The organism is Photorhabdus kleinii (genome assembly GCF_025384885.1).
Taxonomy (GTDB): domain Bacteria; phylum Pseudomonadota; class Gammaproteobacteria; order Enterobacterales; family Enterobacteriaceae; genus Photorhabdus; species Photorhabdus kayaii.
Genome location: NZ_JAJAFY010000004.1, coordinates 57114 through 75590, shown reverse-complemented (window position 1 = coordinate 75590; position 18477 = coordinate 57114). Strand labels below are relative to the sequence as shown.

Below are 18477 nucleotides of genomic sequence, written 5' to 3'. Positions count from 1 at the left end.
TAATTGAAATCGTTATTGGCGAATGGTGTAGCGAATATGCAGAATGATGTCGCTTAGACTCTCCAGCATGGTTTGTTGTTTGCCCTCTTTGCTTCCTTCACCAATTGCATTTGGGAAGCTCAATGTCAGCGTACCTTTATCGATGTCGATTCCTTCAAACGGCAGGAATTTTCCATCGTTGAAATCCAGTTGGAACTGGCCGCTGTCATTCATCCCATGAGAAACCGCCAACGATTTGCAACTTTCAGTTAATCCAGTGACATCTCCGCTGTAAGACAGAATCGCTTGCACATCCTGATAGGGGCCTAACAGTGCTGGCAGGGTGACACTGATCTGTTTAATTCGGCGAACATTACCGACTCCACTACCTTCTGGGTAATCGTGACAAATTTGTAAGTCAGCTAACGAAATAGACGCTTGCAGAGAAGTTTTGGCACTTTTGGTACCAAACTTCAGGGCATTATTTCCGCTACCGGCAGTGCCTAATTTATTCTTCACCAGTTCTGCAATTTTCTCAGTCAGGGAAAATTGACTTTTCTCTTTATAGATATTTGCTAGTGAAACGGTACGTTCTACTTCCAGTACGCGTTGATCCTGTTTCAGATGCGCATCTTCCATTTGTGCCAGATTCAGCATTAAGGTTTCTCCCGCCAGCAAACCGGCATGGGTTCCTTGCCAGGCACCGGGTTTGATAAAGCTTGCCGTGGTGTCATTAGTCTCCCAGCGATAGGCCATTTCAGCCATCAAACAGCGAGCTACTGTTAAATCATAGAACTGGAAGTAAATGGCGGACAGCCGACCACGCAGCCAGTTGTACAAAGCTTGATTGCTGAACTTATGTTGTAGGAACAGCAGTTGTGCTTGGGTTTGTTCCTGTTGCGTTTTCAGGCTGGTTTTCTGCAACACCGCGGCTTCGCGGCGTACTACTAGTGATTGAAGCTGAGCATCGATTTGTTTCAGCTCTGTCTCGGCGTTATTACGCTGTATTTCCCATTCCTGACGGCGACGACGGTAGGCTTCCGACTGGCTGATTTTATCCGCTTCGGTGTTCATGACACTGGCGGAGAATTCCATGACATTACCTGTGGCTTGGGCGATCGCACCCCAATGGCTACCACCATCAGCGAAGCCAAAGATGTTGGGGGCCAGATCAAGAGCCGCGCCCGCCAGATGTGATGCTTGAAGGGCAGTAGAGATACCAGCGACGGAAGCACGCAATGCCATTGCCTGTTTTTCACCTGCGTTGATGTCTTCATTGTAGAATTTGCTGTAGCTATCAAAACGTGATTGAGCTCCGGCGCGTGTTTTTTCTAGCACAGTTTTTTCAACATCCAGCTCTTCAATGGTTTTGCCCTGTATGCTGAGATTGGTCAATACCAGTTCCGCCGCATGATTCTGCAACAGTGTGTTTAATGCCTCTGCATCCTGACGTTCGATAATATTTTGCAATGTGGAGCCGAATTGAGTGAGCTGACTGACCATGCCGCGGGCGTTTTCCAGCATGTGTGGGAAACGCCACAGTGACATAAATGACGTTGGCATATTGCTTCCGCCCTGTGAGCTGGCAACAGCGGCACTGAGTAACGCTTTTGGATCGGCTGGTGTTGCGAAAATAGGCAGATGCAAAGGTTGACCATCAATAGAGAGGTTATGGCGCAGGTTATACAGCCGTTGTTCCAGTTTCTGCCAATAGCTCAGCATCACTTCGTTGACTTGTGGCAAGAAAAGATCTGTGTTGCCTCCATCTGTAGACTGGCCTTGTCGTAAATCTGCTATTGCTTTGGCGTGTATCTGTTGTTTTTCAAGATCTGCGGCTTCTTCTAGCTCTGGATCATTCCATGTTGAACTGAGTGGTAGATGAGGTTTATCACCTAATAGATGCAGTGCTTGCATATACCACATTTTGGCTTCGGCGAGTGTGTCTCGCTCCAATTGGCGATAGGCGTAATCTCCCTGTTCGATCAACAGATCAAGGGTGCGCATAAAGGTGGCGACTTTGTAGTGCATTGGGTCGTGTTGCGCTACAGCGTCAGGATCGACCGAATCCAGTGGATCATCGTTCCAACTAGTATCCTCTTGTAATGGGCGGACATTCCAGCGGTAATGCTGCATTTGACCATTGACAATATAGCCAGCCGGATTCCAGACATATTTCAGCCAGCGGTTAGCCTCATCGAAGTTTTGCTCGTGCAGCAAACGCTGAGCAATCAACATCGGGGTATAGTAGAACAGTTCCCAGAAATAGAGGCTGTTAGCGCCGTTGAAATCCATTGGTTCTGTAGCATCAAGCGAATCTTCTCCTAATTTAGGTTCCTGAATATTCTGAGTTTCCATGCTTAAAATAGTGTCAATACCAGCGTTGGCTCGGCTAATTAATTTACGGGCAAATAGCGTATTAAGGCGGGTACTATTGTTTCCCCATTGCATATATTGTGCCCCGCTTGGATTGCTGTGAAGGGATAAGACATTATCAGTTTCTGCCTTTTTGGTAATACGAATACTGAAATGTTCTTCGCCTAGATTACGTTCTTTCTGACCACTTTCAAATGCTTCAGCAGATGCTGTAAAGGTGACATCAATACTTGCTTCATTATTATTATATGTCAGCTTGGAGACATCTATTTCTTTGAGAGCTTTAAATTGATAATACATTTCTTCGAAGTTAGGGGGTGGCTCAGTAGGTACATTGTTGTCCTTGCTTGCTATAAACGTTTCTTCTTTGATACCGGTAGCCTTTATTATGACTTTAACATTTGAAGACTTAATATCGGTATTAATAAACATTGGTCCAGAAACATCAGTGTCAATACCACCGTGGTCATCCATATAGAAATATTCTTTGAATGGATTGTTGTTACTATGTTTATTATCAATATAACCATAGTTACCACTAATGTTACCGCCAGTGGTTACGGACATTTCTTGAGAGCCAGAGGGAAGGTTAGGGAGCCAGGCTCTTACAAAGTTAGTGGCACTATCCCGATAAAACAGTAGTTTCCCTTTTTCGGGGGTGTCTCCATATTGATAAACAGGGTAGATAAATTTTTTATTTGATAAATTATTTTGGTTAATACCTAGCGTGGTATAAATAATAAATTTATCACCAAGCTTACCGTATTTTTTCATCAAATTGCATTGATTACGTTGTCGACCTTCATATCCATTATGAATAATTCTTAACTTCGGTGAGATTTGGATTTTTGAACCATTTAATTGAGGTCGGGTAATCAGAATACTCCCGCCATATACCATACTCAGGTAGCCTTCACCCCAATCATAACCGTTATTACTGTTTACTGATGAAGGGATTTCGTAGCTTTCTGCATAGCGGTTATTGACTCTTATAACACTATTGGTTTCAGTACGGGTATCAAGCTGTTCATGAATATTAAGTTTATAATCATTAGGCTTCATCTCTTCTTGTGACATATTAGAGGAGATATATAACCCTTGCATGGTAGCCTGTCTATAATCTGCTTGTTCGGGCCGTTTTTGATAAAATATGACCAGTAATTTATCTTTGCCTTGATAGCTTGCACAATAGAGTCCTAACACTTTATTCGGTTCTAGATTTAGATCAGATATTTTTTTATCTACATCAAAGGTAATTGGTGTATTCCAGGTACCGTCATAACGAATATGTGCCAATTTCAGTTCATAATAATAGCTTGTGGTCGTTTTGCTTCTTTGTTTGTCTGTTTTTATTTCTGATAGAGCTTCTACTTTTGATAGAGCTTCTACTTCTGATCGATTAGTTACCTTCTTCTGTTCCAGCCAGGTGATATATAGGCGGGATTGGTAGATTACCGGGCGGATAGTATCTTCATAGGGGTTAATTGGACAGTCAATTTTGTGCCACTCGCTCCAGGCATTAGCGGGGAATTTACCTTCGCTGAATTTATTGTGATCTACACTGCGCCAATAATATTGATTCACTTCTGTTTTACTGCGTCCGATAAAATAGGTCAATCCTTGGTCATTATTAATGTTGTCATGATAGGCGCTGATTACTTCCAGATTAGCCACCTGTTCGAATGACGTTAGATAAGATTTAAAGGCATCTTCTACGGTATCGGTATTCAATTGACTCTGGCTGATGGATTGCAGTAGCGCATCCATCATTTTTGTCTGGCCGATCCGCAGTGTTGGATCGATGTAATTTTCAGGGTAGTAAAGGAGTTTAGCGATGCCGGCCCAGGTGCTGTAGCGTTTGTTGTATTTATCCCAGTTAGTAAAGAATGAACGGCTGGTGACACTTGTGTCGGTATCTTCCTCCATATTTTTCAATGCGCGGTTAATATACAGTTGGATACTGGCAATAGCTTCCGCAATTTCCGTGGTTTTGATGGCGGCGGAGACCTGGTTATCGATCAATAGGTATTGATATAGATCATCACGGTCTTTAATTACCGTATGTTTTCTTTCTTTTCGATCTTTTTGGTTATGAGAATAAATATAGTATGTACTTAACGCAGCACTGCGAGACTCATCCAGAAATGCATGTAGGGCATTGGCTTTTTGGGTGTCTAGCCCGGAGGTTAATATCGAAGCGACGTTTTCCCATTTGGTATAGTCAGCGGAAGATTCTATGTCTAATACTTGCTCCAGTTCAGAAATACCTTGTGGAGAGATATTCAATTGACGTGCGATGTTAATCCATTGCCGGATGGTGTCGATAGATGACCAGTTGGAGAAATCAGCTTTTGCTTGAGTCTTGGCTTGCTCCAGTAGATTTTCATCAAGATTCATGGCCTTAGCCAATATTTCTGCTGTTAATGTTCCTTTTTCAAATTCGGTCAGTACAGAAGAGGCGTTTTCACCTAGTGAGTTAACCCAGTCGGTAAAACGCGTCAGCATAATCAGTGATAATACATTGTGTGTTGACGTTGCTGTTGTGGTAAGACCAAAGAGTTGTGGATTTGTCACAAACAGACGTAAAGTGCTTTCGCTAAGGCCAGTAGAACGGTAAATCAGTGCTAGTTGTGCTAGACATTGGCAATAGTGGACAGCTTGTTGAATTGAGTTATCTGATGCAGTTGTTCCTGTTGGTTCCGATGATTGAGTTCCAAAGGGATTTTTCCGCAACCAGTCCCAGAGTGTGTCTGCCGTCATTTTGTCTGCTTTGCCATAGTTTAGCTTATCTGCCCAGGCCAGCACGGAGAGAGCAACATTCTCAGATGGCAATTGCAGAGCGGCGGCTATGTAATGAGACAGTGTTTTTTTCAGATTCTCCTCGGCCTCTTGCAGATTCTTTTTGGCTTTATTTAAATTTTCTTCCGATTTTTGCTGGCTTTCTTCCGCTTTTTTTAGCTCCTCTTTGGCTTTTAGTATTTTCTTGTCAAAATCTTGCAGGCCGTTATATATAGTATCCAGTAAGTTCTGAATTTCTGGTGTCAGGGTTTGGTTATAGTCGGTGGTGGTCATCACAAATAACTGATATACACTCCATTTCCGTGTACGCAGCCAATTGGTTACAGTATAGAGTTTGCTAATTAGAACCGCTAAATTATCATGAGTAATCTTAGATAAATCGGTTTTTCCTTCATCTATGGCAACTACTACTAGTAGTACCCCTAATTCATCAATAGTTAGCTGATGGATATCCGCGAGTAATTTTGTGCGATAGAGATGAGAGAGATTATCTCTATTATTAACCATTGTTTCTTTAGTGTTGTCTCCATAGGTAACCTTTAGTAGTCGATTTAATGAGATATCATCGACATTAAAAGCACGTTTAAGTACTGTTTTGTGCCAGCTGTTGGTACTGCTTAGATTTAAATCAATCTCTGGAGTGCCATTGGTAGAAAAATCCTGACCATTCAGTTTTGGGGAATTAAATAAACGATCAAACTGGCTTGGATGGCCGTCATTGCTATGTTGTGAAATTGGTGCCTTGCATAGTATTAGTGCAGTTTCAGCATCAATACCGTAACGTTGCATATAGTATTTAATACAGAAGATTTTTTTTAACACTTCTTCATTGATGTTGAATTCTGGACTGATACTGTGGAGGATTCCACTTAATACCGTTGGTGATAAGTTTATAGCTTTGAATAGACGAATAAATTTATTAATTTTCAACAGAGCACGATAATTAGTCTTTTCGATAGTTTGTTGTGTACTAGTAGTACGCGATGCAGGCTCAGTAATTGTTATTTCTTCTTCTGGGAGAAGTATAGTTCTTATTTTAAGGAAGTCGCTAAACTCTTCATCACTCAGATTGTAATAACTTTTCAGATATTCCAGTTTTTCTATCAGAGAAGGTTTAATATCACCAAAATTATTCTTATAAAGAGTTTCAGCAGTAGATTCGGTAATTTCTTCTGTCAGAATAGTAAATAACTTTGGTGAAACGGAAGCATTAATATCTAACAGGGAAGCTTGATACTTCAATTGAGAGAGTGTTGTTTCTGGGTATACGCTTAATTGCTCAAATACCTGAGCTTGTAATTGAATAACCTTACGTACACTTTCATAAGCATCGTGATATGGCATCGAACTGGAAAGGCGGAAAGTAGATAATTTTTCCATCACTTTAGTGTGGCTGTCCAAATTAGGCTGAGTTTTAATCCCTTCTAGCAACATGTCATTAGACAGAGAAAGTGTGGAAATCTCCGTATCCATATTTTTCTGGCTGAGTACCAATGATTTTAGATCTGGACGGCGTTTATCCAAATGATAAATAGAATCTTTGTCATGTAAATTTCGTGCCTGACGATAAAGTTCAGCCAGGTAAGCCGCGGGAGAAAACATGGAAGAAATTGCGCCAGGGGCTGCATATTGGCTAGCGCGGTTGCCAAATCGGCTATTATAACCTTGTTGGTCAGCATGAGGTGTTGTCAGGGCAAGATGTACCGCACTTTGTAATTGAGGATTGGCGCGTTTCAGAATACGGGCTTCATGCAGAAGGTTATCCTTTTGCACCTGCTGTGCTTCAAGATATAAGCTCTGGGTCTGTGACCATGAGAGTTGGTCCTTCACTTTTTTGCGAAGTTCGTCAAAAGAGAGATGGCAAATATCGGTTAGATTATTAAAACCTGCTCCTAACGCTTGTTGATATTCGGATTTGAGTGTGTTCATGTTTATTCCTTTTAAATGTTAGGTCAATAAAACATTTATGCTGGCCTGAGTACCGTGGATATAAATAAGGTTATTTATATTCATCAAAACAAAGTCAACACAGGTAACGTCTGATAACAGTCTGAAATTAGGTTGAAAATAATGGCTAAATAAAAACACCATTTAACTATCAACTATTTCGTAGCGTTATTATTTGTTTAAATGGCTGTTGTAACGCAATAACAAAAATTATAATTACATCATAAGTAATATAATTGGTTAACAATAACCAAATGAAATAGTTGCATTTGTTACATATTGCATGCTACGAAAAAGAAGAGGGTTGATATTTTATAGTAGGCAATCGGACTCACGAGAAAAGGAAATATCTCTGTTATAACGAGCGTTAGACAGGTAAGAAGGCAGACTGTGAGTGTGGTGTATACCCTATGGATTTCAAGATGCATCGCGACGGCAAGGGGGTGAGCGAGTGCAGCCAACAAAGAGGCAACTTGAAAGATAACGGGTATATATTCGTGAAAGGCTCAGGCCCCGTTTAGGAGCCTGTTTTTACTATTTGATTGAGATGGTTATTGGCGGATGGTGTAGCGAATATGCAGAATAATATCGCTCAATGCCTGTAACATGGACTGCTGTTTGCCAGTCGCATTCGGGAAACTGAGTGTTAATGTGCCGGTATTGTTAATCGCTATCCCTTCAAACGGCAGAAATTTACCATTGTTAAAATCCAACTGGAACTGGCCGCTGTCATTGATCCCATGAGAGATCGCCAGTGATTTACAGCCTTCAGCTAATCCGGTTTCACTTCCTCCGTAGGACAGAATGGCTTGTACATCTTGGTACGGTCCTAACAGAGCTGGCAGGGTGACACTGATCTGTTTAATGCGTCGAATGTTGCCTACGCCGTTGCCTTCTGGGTAGTCATTATGTAGTGACAGACCAGACAGTGAGATTTTAGCGCCTAGTTGGCCGTTTTCTAATGTAACGGGATGATCGTCAACGGGTTCAGTTGTACCACCTGCTAGCAGGGCAGAAATACGTGTTGCCAAATTAAACGATTTTTCTGGCAGTGCTCCATAGAGTTGCGCCAGTGAAATGGTCCGTTCTACTTCCAGAGCGCGTTGATCCCATCTCAAATGGGCATCTTCCATTTGTGCCAGATTTAACATCAAGGTTTCACCAGCGAGTAGACCAGCATGTGTCCCTTGCCAGGCGCCGGGTTTGATAAAGCTTGCGGCGGTATCATTAGTCTCCCAACGATAAGCCATTTCAGCCATCAGACAACGGGTTACGGCCAAATCGTAAAATTGGAAGTAGATAGCAGCTAGCCGACCACGTAGCCAGTGGTACAACGCTTGATTACTGAATTTACGTTGTAGGAAAGTCAATTGCGCCTGAGTCTGTTCCTGTTGGGTTTTCAGGCTGGTTTTCTGCAACACCGCAGCTTCACGGCGTACTGCCAACGATTGAAGTTGGGCATCGATTTGTTTTATCTCTGCTTCGGCATTGTTACGTTGGATTTCCCACTCCTGACGGCGACGGCGATAGGCTTCAGACTGGCTGATTTTATCCGCTTCGGTGTTCATAACACTCGCGGAAAATTCCATGACATTACCTGTCGCTTCGGCAATTGCCCCCCAACGGCTGCCGCCATCAGCGAAGCCGAAAATGTTGGGCGCCAGATCAAGGGCAGCGCCTGCCAGACGCGATGCTTGCAGGGCAGTGCTAAGGCCAGCCACAGAGGCATGCAATGCTATCACCCGGTTTTCACCCGCATTGATATTTTCATCGTATAGCTTTTTGTAGCTGTCAAAGCGTGATTGCGCTCCGGCTTTGGATTTTTCCAGTACGGTTTTTTCCGCATCCAGTTCTTCTCGGGTTTTGTCCTGTATGCTGAGATTGGTCAATATCAATTCTGCCGCTTGATTCTGCAATAGCGTGTTTAAGGCTTCCGCATCCTGACGTTCGATAATATTTTGTAACGTGGAGCCGAACTGTGTTAACTGGCTTACCATACCGCGTGCGTTTTCCAACATCTGTGGGAAACGCCACAGTGACATAAATGACGTCGGTAACTTGCTTCCGCCTTGTGAGTTGGCAATAGCAGCACTGAGTAACGCTTTTGGATCCGCTGGTGTAGCGTAAATAGGCAGATGTAGCGGTTGACCGTCAATAGAGAGGTTGTGGCGCAGGTTATACAGCCGTTGTTCCAGTTTCTGCCAGTAGCTTTGCATCACTTCATTGACCTGTGGCAAGAAAAGATCTGTCGGGTTGTTGTGCCGACTAACATCACCTTGTCGCAGAGCGACCATTGCTTGGGCGTGTTCTTCTTGTTTCTCCATTCTGGCCGCGTCACCTAAACTTGGCTTACTCCACTCTGAACCGAACGATAGATGAGGTTTATCGCCTAACAGATGCAGTGCTTGCATATACCACATCTTGGCTTCATTGAGTGTGTCTCGTTCTAACTGACGATAGGCATAATCTCCACGGTCCAGCAACAGATCAAGAGTGCGCATAAAAGTAACGACTTTGTAGTGCATTGGATCATATTGCGCTATAGCATCGGGATCGACGGAATTTAATGGATCATCGTTCCAGCTAGTATCTTCCAACAACGGGCGAACATTCCAGTGGTAGTGCTGAATCTGACCATGTTCAATATAGCCGGCTGGGTTCCAGACATATTTCAGCCAACGGTTGGCTTCATCGAAGTTTTGCTCGTGTAACAAACGTTGAGCAATCAGCATCGGAGCATAGTAGAACAATTCCCAAAAATAGAGGCTATTGGCTCCGTTGAAATCCATTGGTTCTGTGTATTGATCGATAAGAATAGAAACATCAAGAAAGCCTTTATATTTATTGACGATCGCGTCAGTATCGTTTATCACGACTTTCTTATTATCAGCGTCATTAATCAACACAAATTTCTTATTAATTTCATCAAAATGAAATAAAGCAGTTTCCCATCTTTGTTGTTCCAAATAGAATTTCTTCTTATATTCTACGGCTATTTCGACACGCGATTGTGTATTAGACCAAGGGATAAAAAGAGTGATGCTAGTTTCGGTATCAGTTAATACTCCCTTGTAGTATAAATTCATCAATCCATTATCATTTCTTATATGAATTTTAAACCAACGCTCATTGCCATGTACATTTTGATCATATTTAGGAAGAATGAGATGAGTAAAAAATCCTTTCCCTAACTGAGGTTCTGGCAATTTCTGTGTCTCTGTACTTAAGATAGTATCGATCCCGGCTGTAGCGCGACTAATTAATTTACGGGCAAACAGCGTATTAAGGCGAATACGATAACCTCCCCACTGCATATATTGCGCCCCGTTTGTATCATGGTGAATAACCAAAATATTATCGTCATCAGTTGTCTCTGATGAAGCGATCTCATGTCGATTATTAACCCGTATGATGCGATTGCCCTCAATATTGGTATCAAACTGGTTACGAATGTGAATTATATCATCGTCAGAATTGATATCTTCAAATAACATGTTTGAGGAGATACGCAGCCCTTTTATTGGCGCATCTGTTGTGTATTTATCCGGTGCGTCCTGTTTTTGATAAAACAGGACTAACAACTTATTGTCTTGGTGATTTGCACAGTAGAACCCTAGTTGTTTTCTTATTAGCTCTGGTTCCAGTCGATCCAGTTCCTTCTGAATATCCTGCTGGTTCAATTCCAGTTGTTTTTCCCTTACGCTTATCTCTGTCGTTGATTGCCCCTGTTCATTCAATTCTCTCTCCCATTGCGCCAGTTGTTTTTTCCGTTGTTCTATTAGCGGTGGCAATAGTTGCAATGATTTTAGTGGCTCTATAGGTTTTGGTGGACTTACTGGATTCAGTGGTAGGATTGGTTTTAGTCGCTCTACTTCTTCCTGCTGTTCTTTCAGTTTATCTTCTAATTGCTTTTGGTACTCTTGCAATTGGTCTAATAAATCTGATGTTTTTAAAACAGCGGATATTTTGTCATGTACTTCTAAGGCTATTGGTGTATTCCAGGTACTGTCATAACGGATATGCGCCAGTTTTAGTTCATAGTGATGGCTTACGACGGTTTGATGATTATTTTCTGTCTGTTTAGCAATTTTCTTCTGCTCTAGCCAGATCAGATACAGGCGAGATTGGAAAATTACCGGGCGGATAGTGTCTTTATAGGGATTTGTTGGACAGTCAATTTTGTGCCATTCACTCCAGGCGTTAGCAGGAAACTTACCATTGCTGAATTTATTGTGATCCACACTACGCCAATAATATTGGTTCACTTCTGTTTTACTGTGTCCGATAAAGTAGGTTAATCCCTGATTGTTATTGATGTTGTCATGATAGGCGCTAATGATTTCCAGATTAGCCACCTGTTCGAATGATGTCAGATAAGACATAAAGGCATCTTCTACCGTATCGGTATTTAATTGACTCTGGCTGATGGATTGCAGCAACGTATCCATCATTTTTGTTCGCCCGATGCGTATCGTCGGATCGATGTAATTCTCAGGGTAGTAAATGAGCTTAGTAATGCTGGCCCAAGTGCTGTAGTGTTTATTGTATTTATCCCAATCGGTAAAGAACGGATGGCAGACGACACTTGTGACTACATCACCTTCCATCTTTTTCAATGCCCGGTTGACATACAGTTGGATGCTGGCGATAGCTTCTGCAATTGGCGTGGTTTTGATGGCAGCAGAAACTTGGTTATCGATCAATAAATACTGGTATAGATCATCACGGTTTTTAATCGCTGGATTTTGACTAGCAATTTTACCGATATAGTATTTACTCAATGCGGCGCTACGAGACTCATCCAGAAAAATATGCAGGGCATCGGCCTTTTGGGTGTCTAGTCCTGCGGTTAATGTCGTAGCTACGTTTTCCCAATGAACATAAGTGGATTTTTCAGCCTGTAATTTCACTAGATCTGAAACGCTCTGCGGAGAAACGTTCAATTGATGCGCGATATTAACCCATTGCAGGATAGTATTGATAGATGTCCAGTTGGCGAAATTAGCTTGTGCTTGGGTACTGGCTTGCTCCAGTAGATTTTTATCAAGGCTCATGGCATCAGCCAACTGTTTGGCTTCTAATGTTCCCTTTTCAAATTCGGCCAGTACAGAAGAGGCGTTTTTACCTAGAGAGTTAACCCAGTTAGTAAAATGCGTCAGCTTTACCAGTGATAATGCATTGTGTGTCGATGCTGTTCCTGCGGTAAGGTCAAAGAGCTGCGGTTGTGTGACAAACAGACGTAAGGTGTTTTCACTAAGGTCGATGGAGCGATAAATCAGCGCCAGTTGTGCCAGGCATTGGCAATATTGGACTGCTTGTTCTTCTGTTACAGTAGTTGATTGTTCTGAATTGTGTTGAGATTGCAACCATCCCCAGAATTTTGTTGCTGTCATTACACCAGCGCCAGGTTTTAGTTGATCTGCCCAAGCGAGTACATAGTGAGCGGCATTTTCAGACGGCAATTGCAGAGCGGCGGCGAGATAAGGAGACATTTTCAACAGAAGATTTGTCTCATTTTCGCTGTTAAAGCCTTGCAAACCATTGTAGACAGCATCTAGCAGGTTCTGGATTTCTGGAGTCAGGTTTTTGTTATAGCTGGTGGTGGTCATCATAAACAGCAGGTACGTATTCCATTTCTGTGTACGCAACCATTGGGTAACGCTATAAAGTTTATCGATCAGAATAGCCAGATTGTCATCACTTATCCCTGATAAGCTGGTTGATCCTTCATCTATGGCAACCAACAGTAAATTCAGTTCATTAACAGTTAACTGATGAACATCTGCCAGTAATTTGGCTAAATAGAGATAAGAAATATTAGTTAAATTATTGATTATTTTTCCATTGTCATTATCACAATGAGTCATCTTTAGTAATTGATAAAGTGAAATATCATCGACATTAAAAGCCCGTTTAAGCACTTCTTTTTGCCAGCTATTTGTATTGTTTGGGCTTAAATTAATCTCTTCATCCCAAACGTGAAAATCCTGACCATTCAATGGTGGGGTATTAAATAAACGACTAAATTGATCGGAACTACGGCTATAATAATTTTGTGAAATGGGTGCATTACACAGGATTAATGCAGTTTCAGCATCAATATTGTAACGCTGCATATAGTATTTAACGCGAAAGATTTTCTTTAATATTCTTGCGTCAATATCCGGTCCATCACTAAGTTCATCGTATACGGTAATTACAGCTTCCAGGGTTATCTCTGGAGGTGTAGATATCTCCTGATAGGTGCTACTGGAGATAATATTTTTAAGGGTTGTTGGTGCCAGCCCTGTTGCTTGGGACAAACGAATAATCTTATTGAGTCTGAGCAAATAATATTGAGCGGGTTGTTGGCTGCCATATTTGGAATTCATTTCCTCATGTATTAGCCTAATATTTCGTTGGTCAATAAACTGGTTAACTTCCTCATCAGTCAAATTATAATAGCTTTTTAGGTATTCTAGCGTTGCCATTAAAGAGGGCTGAATATTGTCAAAGTTTTCTTTATAGAACTTTTTAATCTCTTCTTCGTCATCTGTAATCTGCTCTGTTAGGATATTAAATAGTTCTGGCGAGATGGAAATATTCATCCCCAACAGGGAAGCTTGATATTTCAGTTTAGCGATATCTGTTTCTGGGGATGGACTAAATTGGTCGAATGTCGGAGCCTGTAATTGAATAGCTTTGCATATATTTTCATAAGCATCGTGATACGGCGTCGAACCAGAATGGCGAAAGGTTGATAGCGCTTTCATCACATCAGTATGGCTTTCTAGCCCAGTCAGCGTCTTAATCCCTTCCAGCAGTACTTTATTAGATAGAGAAAGTGTAGAAACTTCATCATTCATATTTTGCTGGCTGAGCGTCAGTGATTTTAGATCCGGGCGGCGTTTATCCAGATGATAAATGGTATTTTCTGCGTGTAAATCCCGTGCCTGACGGTAAAGTTCAGTCAGATAAGCAGCGGGAGAGAACATGGAGGCAACTGCACCGGGGGCGACATATTGGCTGGCACGGCCACCAAATTTACTGTTATAACCTTGTTGATCGGCGTGAGGCGAGGTTAAAGCAAGATGTACCGCATTTTGCAATTGAGGATTAGCACGTTTGAGGATACTCGCTTCATGCAGTCGGTTAGCTTTTTGTGCCTGTTGTGTCATTTCAGGGTGTTCTGGTGTGATTGTGCTCATGTTTATTCCTTTTAACTATTTAATAAATAAAATATTTATGCTGACTTGCACTCCATGAATACGTAAAGAGATTCTTAATGTTCATTAAAAGAAGGCAGCAAATAGGGTGTCTGATAACGTGCTGAAATAGGATGAAAATAACGGGTAGATAAAACGGTACCATTCGGTCGTTGACTATTTCATAACGTTATCATCTATTGTTTCTCTAAATTCCTGCGGCAATGCAATAATAAAAATTATAATTACATAAATAATAATTACATTGTTAATGATAAAGTTATGAAATAATTACAATTGTTTTGAATGGTGTTTTATGGAAAGTAAAGTGATTAATATTTTGTGATGAGCGAAGAGAATAATGATAAAAAACATTATTTCGACTGTTTTATGGCCTCGTTTTTGGGCTGTTTTTAGGTAATTGTCAGATGGCATTCAGTGAGTTTTTTTCTTTTTGGTTATCATTATGGTAATTATCGCGACTGTATATTAATCTGTATAAAGTAGTTATTTTCAATGAATATGATTATTATTTTTAAAAACTATTTTTAGAATGATAATATACCCAATTAATTTTAAAATGCAGGATTCAAGTTGATTGAGTATATATACAAGAAACCTCCTGTAAAAAAAGGAATATTGTGACTGGACTCAATATATAGATAATACTCATATACACATAGTTGTATTTGTGTCATTTTGATATTGAATTTTTTTCACAATGGGGGTCTGGAGGAGAGTGATCAATTTAAAGAAAAAGCAATATTGTTAAATATGACTTAGATATTGCAAAAACCAATTTATTATTTTAGGTTCTGTTAGACCTTTTATTTAACTCAGTTATGTTTTTTCTTAGCAAAAACCGCCGCAAACCCTTGCCCCGTGCGGGCGGGGATATCAGGCGAAAAGTCCGAAGGGCTTTAAAGAGCAATTTTTGGTTATTACTACACATATATGAATATGAGATGACAAATGAATACTGACTGGATGAATGAAGAGGTTTCAAACTTATTCGATCAATATGATGATTATTTGGAAGAGAGACTTGGGTACACACCGTTGATTGAGAACCTTAAGGAGAGCTTGGGGCAAAACATATCGGTTCTTGATTACGGTTGTGGTGGTGGGAAAGTGTCACGTCGGCTAATTGCTGGAGGCATAAAGACGGTAACGGGAGTAGATATCTCACAAACTATGGTGGACAAAGCCGCCAGCAATATCAATCGTGGCAATAGCTCTTATCATCAAATCAAAACTGGTGTCCTTAACTTCAATGATAATACTTTCGACGCAGCTATATGCTGTTACGTGTTCATCGGTAGCAATAAAAAGTCTGATCTTTTAAAAATCGCCAAGGAAGTTCATAGAACATTAAAACCTGGTGGTATTTTTTACGTATTGGATACTAATCCGGATTCTTGTGGGATTAAGTTCAGCTCTTTTATGAGCGGCGATCTAAATAAAAAATACAATGATGGAGAAATCAAGCCAGTGTATTTAGATCTGCCAAATGGAAGTATATTTAAGGTTTCAGATACGCATTGGCATAAAGATACATATTATGAAATCTTGAATAAGGCCGGGTTCAAAACTATTGAGCTTTTTGAACACAATGACGCGGATGCTTTAAAGGATACTGGAGATTTACGATGTTACCCCCCTTTTGCCATGTTCAAAGCTACTAAATTCTAGATGCTCTATACCCTATGGATTTCAAGATGCATCGCGACGGTAAGGGAGAGAATCCCCGGGAACATAACTAACTTTGTGACCGGGGTGAGCGAGTGCCGCCAACTAAGAGGCAACTTGAAAGATAACGGGTATATATCTGACCGATGGAATTCCTTGCTTATTACAAAAATGCCGGTGAGGGATTCCACATGACTGGTTTCGAAGGTAATTTAATATTGTTTTTTCCTGGGTGTAGCCTTGTTTAAAAAACAGAGTAATCGAGAGACCCAGACGGGAAACAGTCAGCCCATCGCCATTGAGGAAGGTAAACGCGGCCAGTTGTGATCTTAACCGGGCAAAGTAATCTAAAGTTTTCATCATTTTCTCCATGAATTATGAGGCGGTGGCGAATGTCACACTCGCCAATGATACGCATTACACCAAAGTAGTCTTCGGTCGCAATCTGGATGTAATCTATTTCTTGATCTTCGGCTAGTTTATCGCCCGTAAATCTCACTTAAATAAACATTTTCAAATTATCAGGATGCACAGAACCATCGAAGTAAGGCCGGGCAAATGGATTACTGGATTGCGGTAAATTATCATGTTGGAAGCTGAAATTAATATTTAATAAATGATTGAATAATAACATTTGTAGTGCGGGGAATTACAACGAAAACGATTAGCGACGGTTAATTGGGGTCATGAAGAAGCCCCCACTATCACGGGTGATTGAGTGGTGGGAGCAAGTCACACGATCGGTATTTTCTCCTTTGGCGAGGTTTTTTATTTTGGATCAAATCATATTTTTTGTTTTTCATTCATCATACGGTTCAGCCACGGCACGGTGACCGACATGATGATAGCGACAATGAAGGTAGCAATACCAATTTTGCCGAATACGCTGGTATAGATTGGTAATGTTTGCAATGGGTCCGTAATACCTTTCGGTGCGGCCGTAAGGGCTGCGACATGGCCGCCGAGTAAGGAGGAAGTTGCTTGAGTTAAATACCACATTCCCAGAATAAAACCCATCAGGTACTGAGGAACAAGGGCCGCAATCATTGCCAGGCCCAATGCGCTGATCATCAATTCACCGATGCTTTGGAAAAAATAAACCAGAACAATAAACCAAGGGGAGGTCAAACCTTGTTCATCTGCAAACCACAAACCGGCAGCGGCGGCAGTGAGAAAACCTAAAGAGCACAGGAACATACCAACTGCAAACTTAGCTGGCATTGTGAGGTCTTTACCTTTAGCGCCCCAGTGAGTGTATAAGGCGGCGAGTATCGGGCTGGCAACAACGATCCAGAATGGGTTAAGCGCCTGGAAACTGACCGGATTAATGTCAAAACCAAGCAACTGATGGTGAACGTTATGGATGGCAAAGAAATTGAGAGAAGTTGGCATCTGAGCATACAGAATGAAGAACACAATAGCTTGAAGCATCAAAATGAAAGCAACAAACATTTTGTTACGGCCAGCTTTATCCTGCTTTAATGCTTCACGGAAGAAGATAAATACCACGATAGCAGATAGGGTAATCAGCACAATATTGGCTATTTTCACGTTGTGCATCAGCCATGCACAGACGTAAACCATCGCAACACTTCCTGCTAATACCATGAATAGGTTTTTATAGTTGATTCGTTGATGGTCGGGTTCAGAACCAATATTACGTACCGTATTGCGACAGAAAATATAGACTAACAAAGCAATAATCAGACCAATACCACAAATATTGTAGGTAACGGCATAACTAAATTTTTCCGCAATAACAGGAGCGAGAGCGAGTGAGAACAGCGAGCCGAGGTTGATTGACATGTAAAACAGCGTAAAAGCTCCATCCAGACGAGGATCTTTGGGTGGATAGCATTTAGACAGCAGGCTGGCTGGGTTAGCTTTGAACAGGCCGTTACCAACGGCAATCGTTCCCAATGCGTAGAAAATTAAATCAGGGTGTAGAATAGAAAGGCCCGTCATAAAGTAGCCAATTGCCAGGACTATGGCACCCAACACAATGGTTCGTTTAGTTCCCAGTAAGTGGTCACCTACATAACCGCCAATCGAGATCAAACCATAAACTAACGCGGCAAATGCACCGAAGGTAATAAACGCTTGTTCCTGGGAAAATCCCAATTTTTGTACAAAATAGACAGCAAGAACGCCTTGTACACCGTAGTAGCCGAATCGTTCCCAAAGCTCGACGAAGAAAATCATAAAGAACGGTTTGGGTTGTTGTAATAAACCGATGGATGCGGGTTTATTCATAGTTGATTGCCTCTGATTAGCATTATTGGTTGAAATACACTCGGAAATGTACAGTGACATTCAGTGACATGATCTGTCGCTAAAGTGGTTTTTTTATGTACTTTATTCAAGTGATCGGAGGACGGTAGATTATTATATGGTTAAAATATGTTCCTGGTGGGCGATCACACTAATATAAAGATATTAGTATTGAATTTAATAGTATATTCATCAGGTGAATATCAAAAATAATCAGAAGTTTAATGGAAGTGTT

The 18477-nt window shown here is 41.2% G+C and carries 5 protein-coding genes; 1 reads left to right on the top strand and 4 read right to left on the bottom strand.

Annotation, left to right across the window (positions count from 1 at the left end; translation table 11 throughout):
* Positions 1-12: 12 nt before the first annotated feature.
* Both LG003_RS04190 and LG003_RS04185 read right to left on the bottom strand, forming a co-directional pair.
* Complete coding sequence (locus LG003_RS04190; protein WP_112876803.1) at positions 13-7080, bottom strand: Tc toxin subunit A-related protein; 7068 nt, start codon at positions 7078-7080, stop codon at positions 13-15.
* A gap of 569 nt (positions 7081-7649) precedes the next feature.
* On the bottom strand, positions 7650-14285 hold the full coding sequence (locus LG003_RS04185; RefSeq protein ID WP_262980226.1) for a Tc toxin subunit A-related protein: 6636 nt from the start codon (positions 14283-14285) through the stop codon (positions 7650-7652).
* Between the two features lie 969 nt (positions 14286-15254).
* Between LG003_RS04185 and LG003_RS04180 the strand changes: the two genes are divergently transcribed.
* Entirely contained in the window at positions 15255-15974 is a 720-nt protein-coding gene (locus LG003_RS04180; protein WP_112895501.1) for a class I SAM-dependent methyltransferase, read from the top strand.
* A 102-nt stretch (positions 15975-16076) separates the two neighbouring features.
* Here the strand turns inward: LG003_RS04180 and LG003_RS04175 are convergent, their stop codons facing one another.
* Together LG003_RS04175 and dtpB are read right to left on the bottom strand one after the other, a co-directional pair.
* Positions 16077-16334: a hypothetical protein gene (locus tag LG003_RS04175; protein ID WP_262980278.1), complete on the bottom strand. Its 258-nt coding sequence runs from the start codon at positions 16332-16334 to the stop codon at positions 16077-16079.
* A gap of 420 nt (positions 16335-16754) precedes the next feature.
* Positions 16755-18224, bottom strand: a complete 1470-nt coding sequence (dtpB, locus tag LG003_RS04170) for a dipeptide/tripeptide permease DtpB (RefSeq protein WP_112876799.1) — start codon at positions 18222-18224, stop codon at positions 16755-16757.
* Positions 18225-18477 lie beyond the last annotated feature (253 nt).